The sequence below is a fragment of the Halomonas meridiana genome (genome assembly GCF_009846525.1).
Classification (GTDB): domain Bacteria; phylum Pseudomonadota; class Gammaproteobacteria; order Pseudomonadales; family Halomonadaceae; genus Vreelandella.
In genome coordinates this window covers 2,367,040-2,382,832 of the sequence record NZ_CP024621.1, presented here as the reverse complement: position 1 = coordinate 2,382,832, position 15,793 = coordinate 2,367,040, and the positions used below count along the sequence as shown (strand labels likewise).

Below are 15,793 nucleotides of genomic sequence, written 5' to 3'. Positions count from 1 at the left end.
TGATGGACGTGTGAGTATCTTACGCGGCCTGTTCGCGTATCTTGGCCGTCATCAGGGTCAATAACTCTTTTTGACTGCTGGCTTTGCGTAACTGTTGACGGGTATTCGCATCGTTCATGATCGTCGCGACTTGCCCAAGCAGAGCGAGATGCGTGTCGTCCGCCTCTTCGGGTACGAGCAACACGAACACTAGATCGACTGGGTCGCCATCGATGGCATCGAAATCGACCGGCTCGGCAAGTTTCAAAAAGCCAGCGATGGGCGAGCTACAGTGCGGGCTACGTGCGTGGGGGATGGCAACGCCGTTGCCAATTCCCGTGCTGCCGAGACGCTCGCGTCCAATCAGGCGGCTAAACACTTCTTGGCTATCGAGGCTGGGTGTGTTTTGGGCGATGAAGGTGCTGAAAAACTCCAGCACCCGTTTTTTGCTGCCCCCGGGCACGTCGTAGAGTACGCGCTCCGGGGGAGGATGGTTTCCAACGTCATTGAGTTAACGCACGCCTGCGCCCTGGGCGCGAGCTTGTGCTTTTTCCTTGTGTTTAACGAGTTGACGATCGATTTTGTCTGCGAGCGCATCGATAGCGGCATACATGTCGTTATCGAGGGCTTCGGCATGAAGGTCGGCACCGGCGGCATGCAGCGTACAGGCTGCCTGCTGGCGTTCCTTCTCGACAGATAAGGTCACTTGCACCGTGGTGATGTTGTCGTAGTGGCGTTCGACGCGTTCCAGCTTTTCGTTAACGTAGTCACGCAAGGCGTCAGTCAGTTCAACGTGATGACCAGTGATGTTTACTTGCATTGACGTGCTCCTTATCCATCGGGCTGTACTTCGATTGTAACCCTTTTTGCGCTATTGCAAAGCCCCTGCGTCGAGTTTGTCACGCTCTACCGTTTAACTAGCGTAAACGGCGGCGCTCACTGGACGAGGGAATACCCATCGACTCGCGATATTTCGCCACCGTACGCCGGGCAACGCTGATGCCTCCCTCCTCAAGGAGGGTCACCAGGCGACTATCGGAGAGCGGTTTACCCGACGGCTCCTCTTGTATCAGTTTTTTGATCCGTGCACGGATGGCGGTGCTGGAGTGGCTATCGCCGCCATCGTGGCCGCTGACTTGGCTCGAGAAGAAGTACTTCAACTCGAACACGCCTCGTGGCGTATGTATGAATTTCTGCGTCGTCACGCGGGAGATCGTGGACTCGTGCATCTCCACGGCCTCGGCGATGTCGGCCAGGATCAGCGGTTTCATGGCCTCTTCGCCGTGCTCTAGAAAGCCGATCTGGCGGGCGATGATTTCACGACCTACTCGCAGAAGCGTGTCATTACGGCTGGAAAGGCTTTTGATCAGCCAGCGAGCTTCTTGGAGGTGCTCTTTCAAGAACTGGTTGTCTTGGCTCTTGTCGGCACGTTTGATCAAACTGGCGTAATCGGGCTGGATACGCAGGCGCGGCAGCGCCTCCGGGTTGAGCTCTAAGTGCCAGCCCTCGTTGTCATGGCGCACGACCAAATCGGGCGTGATATAGCTGTCGTCGGTCACGCCGTAGGCGCTGCCTGGGCGTGGGTCAAGGCTGCGAATTAAACGGATGACGTCGTCCAACTGCTCGTCATCCAGGCTCAGGCGGCGCTTGAGTAGCCGTAAATCGTCTTTGCCCAAGGCTTCGAGAAACTGACGCACCAAGCGTTTTGCGGGCATCAGTAGCGGGGTGTCTTCAGGCAGCGCGGCCAGCTGAAGCATTAGGCACTCGCGCAGGTCACGGGCAAACACGCCGGTGGGCTCGAACTGTTGTAAGCGCAACAGGGTGTTTTCTACTTCACGCTGGCTCAGGCTGTCGTGGCCTTGCGCCTTGAGGCCTTCGCGGATGTCGTTGAGCGGTTGAGTGAGATAGCCGTTGGCATCCAGTGCATCGATCAGGCTTTCGGCAATGGCATAGTCGCGGGGAGAGAAGTCGGTCATGGCCAATTGCCATAACAGATGGCCATGAAGGCTTTGGCCTGCGGCTTGGCGCTCGAAGTCGGGTCCTTCGCTGCTACCGCCCAAGCTACCCATGTCTTGGTAGGTGTCCGACCAGTCGCTGTCTACGGAGAGTTCGTTGGGAATGCTGTCCGACCACTCGGCCTCTTGAGGCTCGCTAACAGCCTGTTCGCCAAACTCATCCTCTTGTTCGAGCATGGGGTTAGCGTCCAGCGCTTGCTGAATTTCTTGACGGAGGTCCAGCGTGGAGAGCTGTAGCAGGGCAATGGCCTGCTGCAGCTGAGGTGTCATGGTCAGCTGTGTGCCGATACGCAATTGGAGAGAAGCTTTCATGACCATCTGAGAACCACTCGTTAATCAGAAAGCTCCACCCTAGAGCGAGTTATGGCTCTGTGCAAGTGCAATAAGCATGCCACTAAAAGAAAAGTTTGGTCAGTCCAGTGTTTAGAGGCGGAAGTCTGCGCCTAGATAGACATCACGAACCTTCTGGTTATTGAGAATCTCCTGGGCGTTTCCACTGGCGATGATATGGCCGTCGCCAACGATGTAGGCAATGTCACAAATATCCAGGGTTTCGCGCACGTTATGGTCAGTGATCAAGACGCCGATGTGGCGTTTTTTCAGTGCGCGGATGATGGTTTTGATTTCACCCACTGAAATAGGGTCGACCCCGGCAAACGGCTCGTCGAGCAGAATGAATGCGGGCTCGGTAGCGAGTGAGCGAGCGATCTCCACTCGGCGGCGCTCGCCCCCTGAGAGGCTCATGCCCAGGTTGTCGCGAATGTGGGTAATATGGAAATCTTCGAGCAGTGACTCGAGGCGTGCTTCCCGAGCGCTGCGGTCCAGCGCTTTGCGCGTCTCGAGAATCGCCATGATGTTATCGGCCACCGAGAGCTTGCGGAAAATGGAGGCTTCCTGGGGAAGGTAGCCAATCCCGGCCATGGCGCGCTCATGCATGGGCGCATGAGTCAGGTCGACGTCGTCGATACCGACGCTACCGGCATCGGATTTGACCAGTCCAACGATCATGTAAAACGACGTGGTTTTACCCGCCCCGTTGGGCCCCAGCAGGCCGACGACGCTACCCTGAGCGATTTCCAGGTTGATATCTTTCACGACCCGACGGCGTTTGTAGCTCTTCGCTAGGTGATGGGCGTAGAGCGTTTTGACAGGTGCGGAATCTGCAGAGGTTGATGCTGCCACGTGGCCGCTCCCTATTGTTCGGGCTGAAGAGTCATGCGAATGCGCTGGTTGTCGCTACCGCTCACGTCGGAGCGTGCTTGCACCACTTCCTGGTCGATGAAGTACTCCAAACGCCCCCCTTGGAAACGGTCGCCTTGCTGGGTCAGTTCGGCTTGGTCGATCAGCTCGACACGGCGTTCGGCGACATGGTAAACGATACGACGCGCCCAGCCCTCCATGGGGGTTTCTTGATCTTCGAGCTGATTGCGCAGGTAGGCGCGCTCACCCGTGGCAATAGCACGTGACAGCTCGCCTGCGTCGTTGCGCTGAATTTCGACGCGTTCGCCGCGCAGTTGCATCTCGCCCTGGCGAATGTCCACGTTGCCTGAGTAAACAGCGGTGCCAGCGCGCTGGTCGAGGTCCAGGCGGTCGGCTTCGACCTCGATGGGGGCTTGGCTTTGTGCCATGGCCGCCGTGGCGAGGGGTAGGGTTAACGCAAAGAGTGCAGTGCGGAGAGAGGCGTTCATCGCGACTCCTCAGGGTTACGAGTGGCAGGCGGGTGGACGCCGCGCACGTTATTGGTCAGGCGGACTTGGCTGTCATCGAGCCAAACGTCCATGCGGGAGGCTTCCATGCGCTGCGGCGGCTGCTGCAACAGCACGGGCGTATCGCTCCAGGCATGGCGCGTCACGCCATCGTAGTTTAATTGCTGCGTGTCGAGCTGCCAGCCCTCTTCGGGAGCCAGTAGCCGGGCAGACCCTCTTAGCGTCAGGGCCTGGGAATCGGTATTCAAGGTGCCGGTGTCTGCCGTGGCCAGCCACTCCCGCTGTTCGCTGTCGAACAGCGTCGCGCGCGGCGACATGACATCGGTCATGGCCGTTTGAGGCGTATGGACCAGTCGAGGCGTGACCAGCGACTGCTGGATAGCGCCTGTCTCGCCAAACAGGGTAATTTCGGCGTTCTCCAACACATGCCCAGGCTCCTGGGCACGGGCCTCCTGATCGATCTCACCCTCTTGCGGGCCGCGCGGGTCCAGCCAGACCAGCAGTCCGCCCAGGGCCACGACCATCGCCGTGATCCACACCCGTTTTCTGACTCTGAGACCCATCACGAGTGCCTGTGAAGATACGTGTCGAGCACGGCATCCCAGTGCCCTTGCGAAGTGAGCAGCGTATCGCAAATTTCACGTACCGCGCCGTGGCCGCCTAGCCGTTCCGTGATCCAATCGGCATGGGTGTGCATGTAATCAGGCGCATTGGGGACCGTGATGCCGACGCCGCAGCGCTTGATGGGAGCGAGGTCAGGCAGGTCATCACCGCAGTAGGCCACCTGCTCGAGGGTGATATCCAGTCGTTGGCAAAGCGCGCGAAGCGTCGTGAGCTTATCTTCGCAGCCTTGGTGAACGTGGCTAATGCCGAGCGCCGCCGCGCGCTGGCTGACCATGGGCGAATCGCGTCCGGTAATCAGTGCCACGTGAATGCCGACCCGCTTGAGCAGTTTCAAACCATGCCCGTCTTGGGTGTGAAACGCTTTGATTTCGATGCCGTCCGCCTGAAAGTAGAGGCGGCCATCCGTCAAGACGCCATCTACGTCTAGCGCGAGGAGTTTTACACGGCGAAGTCGGTCGAGTAGTGCATCGGGTAGGGCCATATAGCCTCCTTAACATCCATGGCGAAAAGCGTTATCACGCAGTTAAATCACACCGCTGGCTAGCAGATCGTGCATATGTAGCGCGCCGATGGGGCGCTGCTGCTCGTCGACGACAGCGAGCGCGGTTATCCGGCTATCTTCCATAATACGAACGGCCTCGGCAGCCAGTACGTCAGGGCCGATACGTTTGCCTGGGCGCGTCATGACATCGTCGACGCGCACGTCGCGCAGGTCATGAAATTGATCTAATGTGCGCCGAAGGTCGCCATCGGTATAGACGCCCGCCAAACGGCCTTCGCTGTCGATGACGCAAGTGAACCCCAGCCCTTGGCGCGTGATCTCCAATAGTGCATCGCGCAGCGGGCTTCCCAAAGCGACCTGGGGAAGCCTTGAGCCATCGTGCATTAGGTCACGCACCCGCAACAGCAGGCGCTTACCCAGACTGCCACCCGGATGGGACAGCGCAAAATCCTCTGCGGTAAAGCCGCGTGCTTCGAGTAGGGCAACGGCCAGAGCGTCGCCAAGAGCCAGTGCCGCCGTGGTTGAGCTAGTAGGCGCGAGGTCCAGTGGGCACGCCTCGCGTTCCACGCCGCTGTCTAAATGGGCATCGGCGTGGCGGGCAAGGGTAGAGCCTGGACGCCCGGTCATGCTGACCAGCGGGGTGCCAAGCCTTTTAAGAAGTGGTAGGAGCGCCGTCACTTCGGCGGTTTCGCCGGAGTTGGAGAGCGCGAGTACTACATCGGTACGGGTAATCATGCCCAAGTCGCCGTGGCTGGCTTCACCTGGGTGTACGAAAAAGGCGGGCGTGCCGGTACTCGCCAGCGTCGCTGCAAGTTTGCCCGCGATGTGTCCTGACTTGCCCATGCCGGTGACGACTACCCGGCCTTGACAGGCGAGGATGAGCTGGCAGGCGTGATCGAACTGTTCGTCCAGTTTGGCCTGAAGGCCGCCGATGGCCGCTTGCTCAATTTGCAGCGTTCGCAGCGCACTTTCACGCAGTTGGCTGGGTGTAGAGAGTGGCTGGCCCATGGCATGTCTCGTTTTCATAGAGTGAATAGGTAGCAAGTAAGAATAACATCTTGCGGCGCTATTTAGCTAAAGCGTGGCAAACTCACCAGCCTCGTGGCGATGCATACGCCGTAAAAAGGTTGGCGTAGTAATCATTTGCGCCGCTGTTACTGAGAGTAGCGTTAAGATACGATGTTCGATAATATTTCGAAAACACTGTTTTTTAAACTGCCCCGTGACTTGTCGGTTTATACTGACGCGTTCTGGCATCAACGATGAAGGTCAATCAGCACATGACGGATGTTCCCTTCATACAGGTCGAAGACGTCTACTTTTCTCGCGGTGAAAGCGAGATCTTTCGCGGTGTGAGTATGACCATCCCTCGCGGTCAAGTAACGGCCATCATGGGGCCAAGCGGTACGGGTAAAACGACACTCTTGAAGCTCATCGGTGGCCAGCTGACGCCCGATCGTGGTCGGATCTTGATCGATGGGCAGGATGTACACCGGCTGTCACGTAAAGCGCTGTTCGCACTGCGCAAGCGCATGGGCATGCTGTTTCAAAGCGGGGCCCTGTTTTCGGATCTGGACGTTTTCGAAAACGTGGCCTTTCCGCTACGTGTTCATACGGATTTGCCAGACGCGATGATTCGCGACCTGGTGCTACTAAAACTCCAAGCGGTAGGACTGCGGGGCGCGAGGCACTTAACGCCTGCCGAACTGTCTGGAGGGATGGCGCGTCGGGTAGCGCTAGCGCGTGCCGTAGCGCTGGACCCCGAACTGATTCTTTACGACGAGCCGTTCGTCGGCCAGGACCCCATTTCCATGGGCGTGCTGGTGCAGTTGATCAAGCGGCTCAATCAGGCGCTGTCGCTGACATCGGTAGTGGTCTCTCACGATATCAAAGAGACGTTGAGTATCGCGGATTACCTCTACTTGATCGCCGATGGGCAGGTGGTGGCTCACGGCTCCCCAAGCACGCTGGAGACGAATCAGGACCCTCGGGTCAGCCAGTTCATGCACGGCGAACCAGATGGCCCGGTACCGTTTCACTATCCCGCAGAGACGCTCTATCGGGATATCCTCGGCCACGATTTAGCAATAAAGGCAGGGTAGATGCAGTCCAAATTTTCTCACTACGCGGCGCGAGTGACCCGCCTGGGGCGCAAAGGGTGCGACGTGGTCGAAGCGCTAGGACGCGCCACGGTGTTTCTAGTGCAGTCGGCCGTAGGGGTGCCGTCGCGGGAGGGATGGTCGCTTTGGCTACGCCAAATGCACTTCGTGGGCGTCTTGTCGCTGGCCATCGTGTTGGTGTCGGGGCTTTTCATTGGCATGGTGCTGGCGCTGCAGGGGTATACCATTTTGGTGGATTTCGGTGCCGAGGAGGCATTGGGCCAAATGGTCGCCCTCTCACTGCTGCGTGAACTTGCTCCAGTGGTTGCGGCGCTGCTCTTTGCTGGGCGGGCAGGGTCTGCCTTGACCGCCGAAATTGGCTTGATGAAAGCCACCGAGCAGCTCACCAGTATGGAAATGATTGGTGTCGACCCGCTGCGGCGTGTTGTGGCTCCCAGGCTTTGGGCGGGCTTCGTCGCGCTGCCCATTCTGACCGTCGGTTTTAGCGTTGTGGGTATTTGGGGCGGCTACTTGGTGGGCGTCGAGTGGCTGGGCGTTTTCGAAGGCTCGTACTGGAGCAACATGCAAGCCAGCGTGTCGTTTTTCGATGACATCGGTAACGGCATGATCAAAAGCGTGGTCTTTGCCCTCGTCGTGACCTGGATTGCCGTGTTTCAAGGATATGACCTAGTGCCGACCTCGGAGGGGATTTCCCGCGCCACTACACGCACGGTGGTGTACTCCTCGCTGGCCGTGCTCGGGCTGGATTTCGTTTTAACCGCCGTCATGTTCGGCGGCCTTTAAGGGTGGAGTAGTCTCATGAAACGCAGCAAAACCGTAGAGTTTGGCGTTGGTCTCTTTATGTTGGCCGGCATCGTTGGGCTAGTGTTTCTTGGCCTGCGTGTCAGCGGTTTGACGCTATCGGCGCCCTCCGACACGTTTCGCCTGGAGGCCAACTTTGCCAACATCGGCGGTTTGAAGCCGCGCGCACGGGTCACCATGGCAGGCGTTACGGTAGGCCGGGTAGAGGCCATCGAGCTGGATACGGAGTGGTACGACGCGCGCGTCATCCTCAGCCTGGATAGTGAGCTGGAGGGTCAGCTTTCCCAAGATACCACCGCCGCCATTTTGACGGCCGGCCTGCTGGGAGAGCAGTACATAGGGCTCAGCGTTGGCGGTGCGCCAGAGGTGCTGGAGGAAGGTGACGTCATCCGCGATACCCAGTCCGCACTGGTGTTGGAAGAACTTATTCAGCAATTCGTATCCAATATGGTCAGCAACTAGCTGCCATCCGTTATCTTCATTCAAGAGGTCGAGATGATGTTCAACGTTTATTCTGCTTTCGTTCAGCGCGTTGCGTTGGCCGCTCTGCTCATGCTGGCACCGCTGCTGGCTCAGGCGCAAACCCAATCTCCCGAAGAGATGATTCGTGACAACATCGAATCCTTCATGAGTCAAATCGATGGCAAGAAGGAGTATTACGCCAACAACCTGGATGAACTGAAGGCGCTGGTGAACGAGAGTCTCGATGACGTAGCAGATTTTCGCTATATCGGTGCCAGTGTGATGGGGAGCTATTTCCGCAACGCAACGCCGGAACAGCGGAGTCAGTTTGCCACCGTGTTTCGTCAAACGCTCATCGACACGTACACCCGTGGTTTGGTGACGTTTGATTATGATGAGCTGCGCGTATTGAGCGAGCAGCGCGGACAACGCTATGACGATCAAGCCAGTGTGGATATGGAAATCGTGGCGAGCAATGGTCAAGTGTATCCGGTGAGCTACAGCCTGCGTCTGTCTGATGGCCAGTGGCGCGTGGTGAACGTGATCGTCAACGGCATCAATCTGGGGCTGACCTTCCGCAACCAGTTCGATCAGGCCATGCGTGACAATAACCGTGACTACGATGCGGTCATCCGCGGTTGGGCACCCGAAATCGGCGTCGATGAGCTGGAGCAGGGAGGCGACGCGTGACATCGCTCCTCTCTCGCTCAGAGGTGACGCTGTCCGTGCAGGACGATACGCTGCTGGTCGCGGGCGATTTGGTCATGAGTGCCGCCGCCGACGTGGCCGCTCGGGGCGTTCAGTGGCTGCGTGAATTCGAGCGTTCATCAGTGCGTTTGGATTTTGCGCAAATCAGCAAAGCAAGCAGCGTGGCGCTTAGCGTTCTGTTCGAGTGGCTGCGTGCTTGCCAAGCGCTTCAGATCACGGTGCGGTCCATCGTATTGTCGCCGCCACTGCAGCGGTTGGCGTCTCTGGCAGAGCTGGACGCACTGACCGCTCGAGACGTCTCTGCCTGATATGCGCAACCCCAAGAGCAGCCTACGGGCTGCTCTCTTCATTGGCAGCGTGGCTCAGCATCGCCAAGTGAGCTGCTTTTCTTTATCATGTCTCCCTATTGCTTACCATTTCAACGACCCCAAAGGAGTTTCCTGTCTCATGCAACCCAACGAGGTAAAAGCACTGCTTGAATCCCGCATCGATGGGTGTGAGTTCCACATCCAGGGTGAAGGCTGCAATTTTCAGGTGATTGCGGTTGGTGAAGCCTTTGAAGGTCTTTCTCCAGTGAAGCGTCAGCAGCTCGTTTACGCCGCGCTCAGCGAAGAGATCGCGTCGGGCGCACTGCACGCTATCAGTATCAAAACGTTTACTCCGACGCAGTGGCAAACTGCGGCGGAAAACGCTCAGTAACGGCCGCTCCATGGATAAACTCATTATTACGGGCAATGGCTCGGTCGATGGCGAAGTGTGGGCAAGCGGCGCAAAAAATGCGGCGCTTCCCATTTTGTGTGCGAGCCTATTGGCAGATGGTCCGGTGGTCATCGGTAATTTGCCGCATTTGCAGGATATTACCACCACGCTAGAGCTGCTCGGGCGGATGGGCGTCGAGCCGGTGATGGGCGAGAAGATGAGCATCCAGTTGGATGGTTCTCAGGTGACCCAGTGTCATGCACCCTACGAGCTCGTGAAGAAAATGCGCGCTTCCATTCTGGTGCTCGGCCCGCTGTTGGCACACTTTGGCAAGGCGGATGTCTCGCTGCCAGGCGGCTGCGCCATCGGCTCTCGCCCCGTGGACCTTCACCTGCGTGGTCTGGAGGCCATGGGGGCGGAGATTCATGTCGAGTCGGGCTACATTCGTGCCCGTGTCGACGGTCGCTTGAAAGGTGCGACGATCTTTTTCGACACTGTGACCGTGACCGGTACGGAAAACCTGCTGATGGCTGCAACGTTGGCAGAGGGGCGTACCATTCTCGAAAACGCCGCCCGTGAGCCTGAGGTCGTCGATCTGGCCGAGTGCCTGATCAAGATGGGCGCGAAGATCCGTGGTCACGGAACGGACACCATCGTCATCGATGGCGTCGCCTCACTGCACGGCTGTGAGCACGATGTCATGCCCGACCGTATCGAGACGGGCACCTTCTTGGTGGCCGCCGCTATGACAGGTGGGCGAGTGAAAGTAAAGCGCACGCGGGCCGATATTTTGGAAGCGGTGCTCGCCAAGCTGGAAGAGGCGGGCGCCGATATCGACAGCGGTGACGATTGGATTTCGCTGGACATGCACGGCAAACGCCCAAAAGCGGTCAATATCCGCACGGCGCCTTACCCCGCGTTCCCCACTGACATGCAGGCGCAGTTCGTCGCCATGAACGCTGTTGCCGAAGGACACTCACGAGTCGTTGAGACGATCTTCGAAAACCGCTTCATGCACGTGCAAGAGCTGAACCGTATGGGCGCGAACATCGTACTAGAGGGTAATGCCGCGTTGATCAAGGGCGTTGATAAGCTATCTGGCGCTCCGGTCATGGCCACGGACCTTCGTGCTTCCGCATCGCTGGTCATTGCGGCCATGATGGCCGAAGGGGAGACGCTGGTCGATCGTATCTACCATATCGATCGTGGCTACGAGTGTATCGAGGAAAAATTACAGCTGCTGGGGGCGAAGATTCGCCGTATTCCCGGCTAAGCCACGCGGACAACACTGGCCTTAGACCATGAGTAAGCAACTGATTTTGGCCCTCTCCAAAGGGCGTATTTTGGATGAAACGCTGCCCTTGCTGGCAGATGCGGGCATTACGCCCGCCGAAGACTTGAGCAAAAGCCGCAAGTTGCTGTTCGATACCAACTTGCCCGATGTCAAGCTGGTGATCATTCGCGCCACCGACGTGCCCACCTACGTACAGTTAGGCGCGGCAGATGTGGGTATCGCCGGTAAAGACGTGCTGTTGGAGCACGGCGCGGAAGGTCTTTACGAGCCGCTCGATCTGGACATTGCTCGATGCAAGCTGATGACGGCAGGCGTGACCGGGCAGCCGCCTGCCAAAGCGCGCCGCCGTGTGGCCACCAAGTTCGTCAACGTCGCGCGTCGCTACTACGCCGAGCAGGGGATTCAGGCAGAGGTCATCAAGCTCTACGGAGCGATGGAGCTGGCTCCGCTCATGAACTTGGCCGATGAGATCGTCGATATCGTCGACACTGGCAATACGCTTCGCGCTAACGGCATGGAGCCCCGCGAGCTCATCGCTCATATCAGCACGCGTTTGGTGGTCAATAAAGCGGCCATGACCATGAAGCACGACCGCATCAAGCCGCTGCTAGCGCGCCTGGAAAGTGCCGTGAAAAAGCGTCAGACGCAGCCTATCGAATGACACGAGGTTCATCATGAGCGATACAACCACAGCCACCATTGCCCGCCTCTCGACCCGTGACGCGGCCTTCCACCAGCGCCTCGATGCGCTGCTGGATTGGGAGGGCGTGTCTGATAAAGCGGTCCAGGCTCGTGTTGAAGAGATCTTGGCAGACGTCAAGCAGCGCGGTGATCAGGCCGTCATCGACGCCACGAACCGCTTTGACCGTCTGTCGGTCGCGTCCATGGATCAACTGTGTCTCTCCCCCGAGCAGTTGAAAAAAGCGTACGACGGTTTGCCAGAGGCCCAGCGAGAGGCGTTGGCCACGGCCGCCGAGCGCATCAAGCGCTACCATGAGCGGCAGAAACCGACCTCTTGGCAGTACGAAGAGGCTGACGGGACGGTGCTCGGCCAGAAAGTCACCCCGCTCGATCGGGCCGGTATTTATGTGCCGGGTGGCAAAGCGGCCTATCCGTCCTCGGTGTTGATGAATGCGATTCCTGCCCACGTAGCGGGCGTGCGTGAAATCGTCATGGTGGTGCCCACGCCGGATGGTGTGCTGAATGACCTGGTGCTGGCGGCAGCGCATCTGGCGGGCGTGGACTATGTGTTCACCATTGGTGGCGCTCAAGCCGTCGCTGCGCTGGCCTACGGCACGCAAAGTGTTCCTCGCGTCGATAAAATCGTGGGCCCAGGCAATATCTACGTCGCCACGGCCAAGCGAGCCGTGTTCGGTCAGGTGGGTATCGATATGATTGCCGGGCCTTCCGAAATCATGGTGGTGTCGGATGGGCAAACCGATCCGGATTGGATCGCTATGGACCTCTTCTCCCAAGCCGAGCATGACGAAGACGCGCAAGCGATTTTAGTGAGCTGGGACGCCGCGCATTTGGACGCTGTGGCGGCTTCCATCGAGCGGTTGCTGCCAACGCTAGAGCGCGAAGAGATTGCCCGCGCCTCGCTGAAACGCCGCGGCGCGCTGATTCTGTGTCACGATCAGGCTGAAGCGATCAAGATGATCAATCGCATTGCGCCAGAGCATCTTGAATTATCGGTCGCAGAGCCTGAGGCATGGCTAGACGATATCCGCCATGCGGGCGCGATCTTCATGGGGCGCCATACGTCGGAAGCGCTGGGGGATTACTGTGCAGGCCCGAACCATGTCCTGCCGACGTCCGGCACGGCGCGCTTCTCCTCGCCGCTAGGTGTGTACGATTTTCAAAAACGCTCTTCCATCATCCATTGCTCTCCAGAGGGCGCCTCCGAGCTGGGTAAAGTGGCTTCCGTACTGGCGCGCGGGGAGTATCTTACTGCCCATGCGCGTTCGGCGGAGTATCGTATCCGCGACTGATAGGCAGTAAGAACGCCCCGGCAGGGCGGCTTAAGAGCCGCTCTGCCGATCGGCTGACGTAGCGTTGGTCGGTACGGGGCGCTCGCCTACCTCCAGCGTCATTTCCATGCGTTCGCCGCCGCGGACAATCGTCAGCGGTAGCGACGTACCGGGCGGGATCGAGGCGATATCGCTCATGGTCGCTCGGGCATCCAAGATGACTTGTCCGTCGATGGAGAGCAGTACGTCACCTGGCTGCAAGCCTGCCTGGGCGGCAGGGCCGCCGCTCACGACGCCTGCGACGATGACTCCCTGCGGCGTCCGTAATCCAAACGATGCGGCCAGCTCCCTTGAAAGAGCCTGGGCTTCGATGCCCAGCCACCCTCGAATGACCCGTCCGCGGGTGACCAGCTCGTCCAAAATGCTGTGCGCGAGATTGGCAGGAATCGCGAAACCAATCCCCTGGGAGCCGCCGGAGCGAGAGAAGATCGCCGTATTGATTCCCACCAATGCGCCGTCTGGGTTGACCAGCGCGCCGCCTGAGTTACCGGGGTTAATGGCGGCGTCGGTCTGAATGAAGTCTTCGTAAGCATTCAATCCCAGGTGGCTGCGCCCGGTGGCGCTGATAATACCCATGGTAACGGTTTGGCCAACGCCAAAGGGGTTGCCAATGGCCAGCGCCACATCGCCCACCGCGACCTCTTCTGAGTCGGCAAGCTCAATGACCGGTAAGTCGTCTAGGTCAATCCGGAGCACTGCCAGATCGCTTTCTGGATCGGTGCCGATGACTTCCGCGAGGGTTTCACGCCCGTCGCGAAGCGCGACCTGTATTTGGTCGGCGCCGTTAATCACATGATGGTTGGTCAATACGTAGCCGTCGTTGCTGACGATGACGCCAGACCCCAGGCTCGACAGCATGCGCTGGTGGGTCGTGGCATCGTCACCGCTGAAAAATTGGTTGAAGAAGGGATCGGACATCAGCGGGTGCTGGTCGCGCTCGACGATTCGAGATGAGTAGATGTTCACCACCGCAGGTGCGGCTTGATTGACGGCGTTGGAGTAGCTAGCAGGGCCTTGCTGCCGGGAAAGCGGGGCTGCTTGTTTGATATCCGGCGCCGGACGACTTGCACTGGGTTCGCTGCTGGTCGTTGGGACCAGTGCAGGGGGGGATTCGAAGGCGGTGGGAGCCTCCTCCGTTACCGGGGGCGTTTGACGGAACGGGTTGGGCAGCTGCTCGGGAAAGGCGAGCAGCACCACGGCCGCAAGCAGAAGCCCGGTCAAAATGGGCCATAAATAAGGCAGCACGAAGCGGTGCATGCGAAAGTTCCTCAGCGTGTGGCAGTCTAAACGGTCGCGAGGTTCGCGATAACGTAAAGCGAGTCTTACAATGGCGCTATGGTAACACCGAATGCCGCTGTGCCTCACGGGGGCTGGTTTAATTGCAAGAAGGAGAGAGCGTGAATCACCGTGATCAGTTAGTCACTGCCTGCGACCACCAGTTACGCGCCACTCAATTCAAAGATTTCACGGTCAACGGCCTTCAGGTCGAGGGGCGTGAGCAGGTGCGTCGGGTCATGACAGGGGTGACGGCTTGCCAAGCGTTACTGGAAGAAGCCGTGGCATGGCAGGCCGACATGGTGCTCGTGCACCATGGCTATTTCTGGAAGAACGAGCCCGTCCCCATCACGGGCATGAAGCAGCGTCGAATCAAAACGTTGTTGGCCAATGATATCAGCCTGTTGGCCTACCATTTGCCGCTAGATGCCCATGCGGAGATGGGGAATAACGCGCAGTTGGCCAAGCGCTTGGGTTGGAAAGTCGAGGGATGTCTAGACGGAGAGTTGGGTGAAGGGCTGCTCTGGTCGGGACGGCTGGTGACGCCACAGAGTGTGTCAGCGTTGGCGCAGCAAGTTGGCGCTATCCTCGAACGCGAGCCTCTCGTCGTCGAGGCGCCAAGCCGTGAGCCCATCGAGCGGATTGCCTGGTGCACCGGTGGGGCACAAGACATGATTACGGCGGCCTACGAGGCCGGTGCCCAGGTGTTTATATCGGGCGAGATCTCTGAGCGAACGACCCACTTGGCCCGTGAAATGGGCATTCACTATCTAGCAGCGGGACACCACGCGACCGAGCGTTACGGTGTTCAGGCCATGGGCGAATGGCTGGCCAGCGAGTTTGGCGTTGAACACCGTTTCGTCGATATCGATAATCCGGCCTAGCCGAGGGTGGGGAGCAGGTTGCTGACCAGGGCCACAACAGGGTGGGCCCTGGCACGCGGTGATAGCGTCACGCGTTTAGTAGCGTGGCGGCTGGGCAGCGGTGTTATCTGTGGCTCTGTTCTCTTTGAGGCCAAAGTCTTCCGATAGCGTCCCGTTTTTGCCAGCGGCGTAGTCCCGAGGCATGGCAACGCTTTGGTCGCCGTCAGGCGTGGCGGTCGGCTGAGAGGACGGTTTGACGCTCGTGAGTTTCCATTGGGCGGCTTCGCTCTCTACTTGCTGCTCTAGCTGGTCCGCCTCATGGCGAATATTCTCCAGGCGCTGCTGAATGCCGGTGAGGTGATGGCTCATCCCTTTCTTTAAATCGGCAATTTGGTGTTCACGCTCAAGCAGCGTCTGCTTGAGCGAAGCGACGTCTCGCGCACCTTTGCTGAAAAGCCGATAGCACCCAAGGCCAATGATGAATCCCACGGCCAAGCCAATGATTGCAAAAGTGAATGGCGAGCTTGCTTCCACAGTCCTTCTCCCTAAGTAATGCGCGCCGCTGTGTACAGGGCGTGACTTTAAAAACCGACCCATTATAGGCGCGTCTCAGTCGGTTGGGTCAATCCGCTCATGCGCTTAGTGTTCAAGCGGCGTATAATTGCCCTCATTTTTGTTGAGCTCGTGTTGTCTGGCGCTTTAAGGCGGCGGGCAC

The 15,793-nt window shown here is 58.7% G+C and carries 19 protein-coding genes and 1 pseudogene; 10 read left to right on the top strand and 10 right to left on the bottom strand.

Going from position 1 to position 15,793, the window contains the following annotated elements; translation table 11 throughout:
• Positions 1-19 precede the first annotated feature (19 nt).
• The 8 genes and pseudogenes from ptsN to CTT34_RS11550 form a co-directional block, all read right to left on the bottom strand.
• Positions 20-486 (bottom strand): annotated as a pseudogene (gene ptsN, locus CTT34_RS11585) (PTS IIA-like nitrogen regulatory protein PtsN).
• A 4-nt stretch (positions 487-490) separates the two neighbouring features.
• Entirely contained in the window at positions 491-799 is a 309-nt protein-coding gene (hpf, locus tag CTT34_RS11580; RefSeq protein ID WP_027335376.1) for a ribosome hibernation-promoting factor, HPF/YfiA family, read from the bottom strand.
• A 97-nt stretch (positions 800-896) separates the two neighbouring features.
• Positions 897-2,312, bottom strand: coding sequence for an RNA polymerase factor sigma-54 (locus CTT34_RS11575; protein WP_159342574.1), 1,416 nt, complete (start codon positions 2,310-2,312; stop codon positions 897-899).
• Positions 2,313-2,417: 105 nt separating this feature from the next.
• Positions 2,418-3,176, bottom strand: a complete 759-nt coding sequence (lptB, locus tag CTT34_RS11570; protein ID WP_159342573.1) for an LPS export ABC transporter ATP-binding protein — start codon at positions 3,174-3,176, stop codon at positions 2,418-2,420.
• 11 nt (positions 3,177-3,187) lie between these two features.
• A complete protein-coding gene (gene lptA / locus CTT34_RS11565; RefSeq protein ID WP_159342572.1) occupies positions 3,188-3,682 on the bottom strand; it encodes a lipopolysaccharide transport periplasmic protein LptA in 495 nt (164 codons plus the stop codon).
• On the bottom strand, positions 3,679-4,263 hold the full coding sequence (gene lptC, locus CTT34_RS11560; protein WP_159342571.1) for an LPS export ABC transporter periplasmic protein LptC: 585 nt from the start codon (positions 4,261-4,263) through the stop codon (positions 3,679-3,681). Before lptC ends, lptA begins: the two co-directional genes overlap by 4 nt.
• Positions 4,263-4,805 (bottom strand): KdsC family phosphatase, encoded by a 543-nt coding sequence (locus CTT34_RS11555; RefSeq protein WP_159342570.1) that lies wholly within the window; start codon positions 4,803-4,805, stop codon positions 4,263-4,265. The genes lptC and CTT34_RS11555 overlap by 1 nt, the downstream gene beginning before the upstream one ends.
• A gap of 42 nt (positions 4,806-4,847) precedes the next feature.
• Complete coding sequence (locus CTT34_RS11550) at positions 4,848-5,834, bottom strand: KpsF/GutQ family sugar-phosphate isomerase (protein ID WP_159342569.1); 987 nt, start codon at positions 5,832-5,834, stop codon at positions 4,848-4,850.
• Positions 5,835-6,106: 272 nt separating this feature from the next.
• Between CTT34_RS11550 and CTT34_RS11545 the strand changes: the two genes are divergently transcribed.
• The 9 genes from CTT34_RS11545 to hisD all read left to right on the top strand — a co-directional run bounded on the left by CTT34_RS11545 (position 6,107) and on the right by hisD (position 12,901).
• On the top strand, positions 6,107-6,928 hold the full coding sequence (locus tag CTT34_RS11545; protein WP_159342568.1) for an ATP-binding cassette domain-containing protein: 822 nt from the start codon (positions 6,107-6,109) through the stop codon (positions 6,926-6,928).
• The gene (mlaE, locus tag CTT34_RS11540) at positions 6,929-7,729 is read left to right on the top strand and encodes a lipid asymmetry maintenance ABC transporter permease subunit MlaE (protein ID WP_159342567.1); all 801 of its coding nucleotides are present in this window, start codon (positions 6,929-6,931) and stop codon (positions 7,727-7,729) included.
• A 15-nt stretch (positions 7,730-7,744) separates the two neighbouring features.
• Positions 7,745-8,209, top strand: a complete 465-nt coding sequence (mlaD, locus tag CTT34_RS11535; RefSeq protein WP_159342566.1) for an outer membrane lipid asymmetry maintenance protein MlaD — start codon at positions 7,745-7,747, stop codon at positions 8,207-8,209.
• A 90-nt stretch (positions 8,210-8,299) separates the two neighbouring features.
• Positions 8,300-8,899: an MlaC/ttg2D family ABC transporter substrate-binding protein gene (locus CTT34_RS11530; RefSeq protein WP_285263550.1), complete on the top strand. Its 600-nt coding sequence runs from the start codon at positions 8,300-8,302 to the stop codon at positions 8,897-8,899.
• The gene (locus tag CTT34_RS11525) at positions 8,896-9,225 is read left to right on the top strand and encodes an STAS domain-containing protein (RefSeq protein ID WP_159342565.1); all 330 of its coding nucleotides are present in this window, start codon (positions 8,896-8,898) and stop codon (positions 9,223-9,225) included. The genes CTT34_RS11530 and CTT34_RS11525 overlap by 4 nt, the downstream gene beginning before the upstream one ends.
• A 139-nt stretch (positions 9,226-9,364) precedes the next feature.
• Entirely contained in the window at positions 9,365-9,616 is a 252-nt protein-coding gene (locus CTT34_RS11520) for a BolA family protein (protein ID WP_044629957.1), read from the top strand.
• A 10-nt stretch (positions 9,617-9,626) separates the two neighbouring features.
• A complete protein-coding gene (gene murA, locus CTT34_RS11515) occupies positions 9,627-10,889 on the top strand; it encodes a UDP-N-acetylglucosamine 1-carboxyvinyltransferase (RefSeq protein ID WP_159342564.1) in 1,263 nt (420 codons plus the stop codon).
• A gap of 28 nt (positions 10,890-10,917) precedes the next feature.
• On the top strand, positions 10,918-11,571 hold the full coding sequence (hisG, locus tag CTT34_RS11510) for an ATP phosphoribosyltransferase (RefSeq protein WP_159342563.1): 654 nt from the start codon (positions 10,918-10,920) through the stop codon (positions 11,569-11,571).
• Positions 11,572-11,584: 13 nt separating this feature from the next.
• Positions 11,585-12,901, top strand: a complete 1,317-nt coding sequence (gene hisD, locus CTT34_RS11505) for a histidinol dehydrogenase (RefSeq protein WP_159342562.1) — start codon at positions 11,585-11,587, stop codon at positions 12,899-12,901.
• A gap of 30 nt (positions 12,902-12,931) precedes the next feature.
• Here the strand turns inward: hisD and CTT34_RS11500 are convergent, their stop codons facing one another.
• Positions 12,932-14,197, bottom strand: a complete 1,266-nt coding sequence (locus CTT34_RS11500; protein ID WP_159342561.1) for a S1C family serine protease — start codon at positions 14,195-14,197, stop codon at positions 12,932-12,934.
• A gap of 140 nt (positions 14,198-14,337) precedes the next feature.
• Here CTT34_RS11500 and CTT34_RS11495 point away from each other — a divergent pair, with 140 nt between their 5' ends.
• Complete coding sequence (locus CTT34_RS11495) at positions 14,338-15,099, top strand: Nif3-like dinuclear metal center hexameric protein (RefSeq protein WP_159342560.1); 762 nt, start codon at positions 14,338-14,340, stop codon at positions 15,097-15,099.
• A gap of 75 nt (positions 15,100-15,174) precedes the next feature.
• Here CTT34_RS11495 and CTT34_RS11490 read toward each other — a convergent pair whose 3' ends face one another.
• Complete coding sequence (locus CTT34_RS11490; RefSeq protein WP_159342559.1) at positions 15,175-15,612, bottom strand: ZapG family protein; 438 nt, start codon at positions 15,610-15,612, stop codon at positions 15,175-15,177.
• Positions 15,613-15,793: the final 181 nt, after the last annotated feature.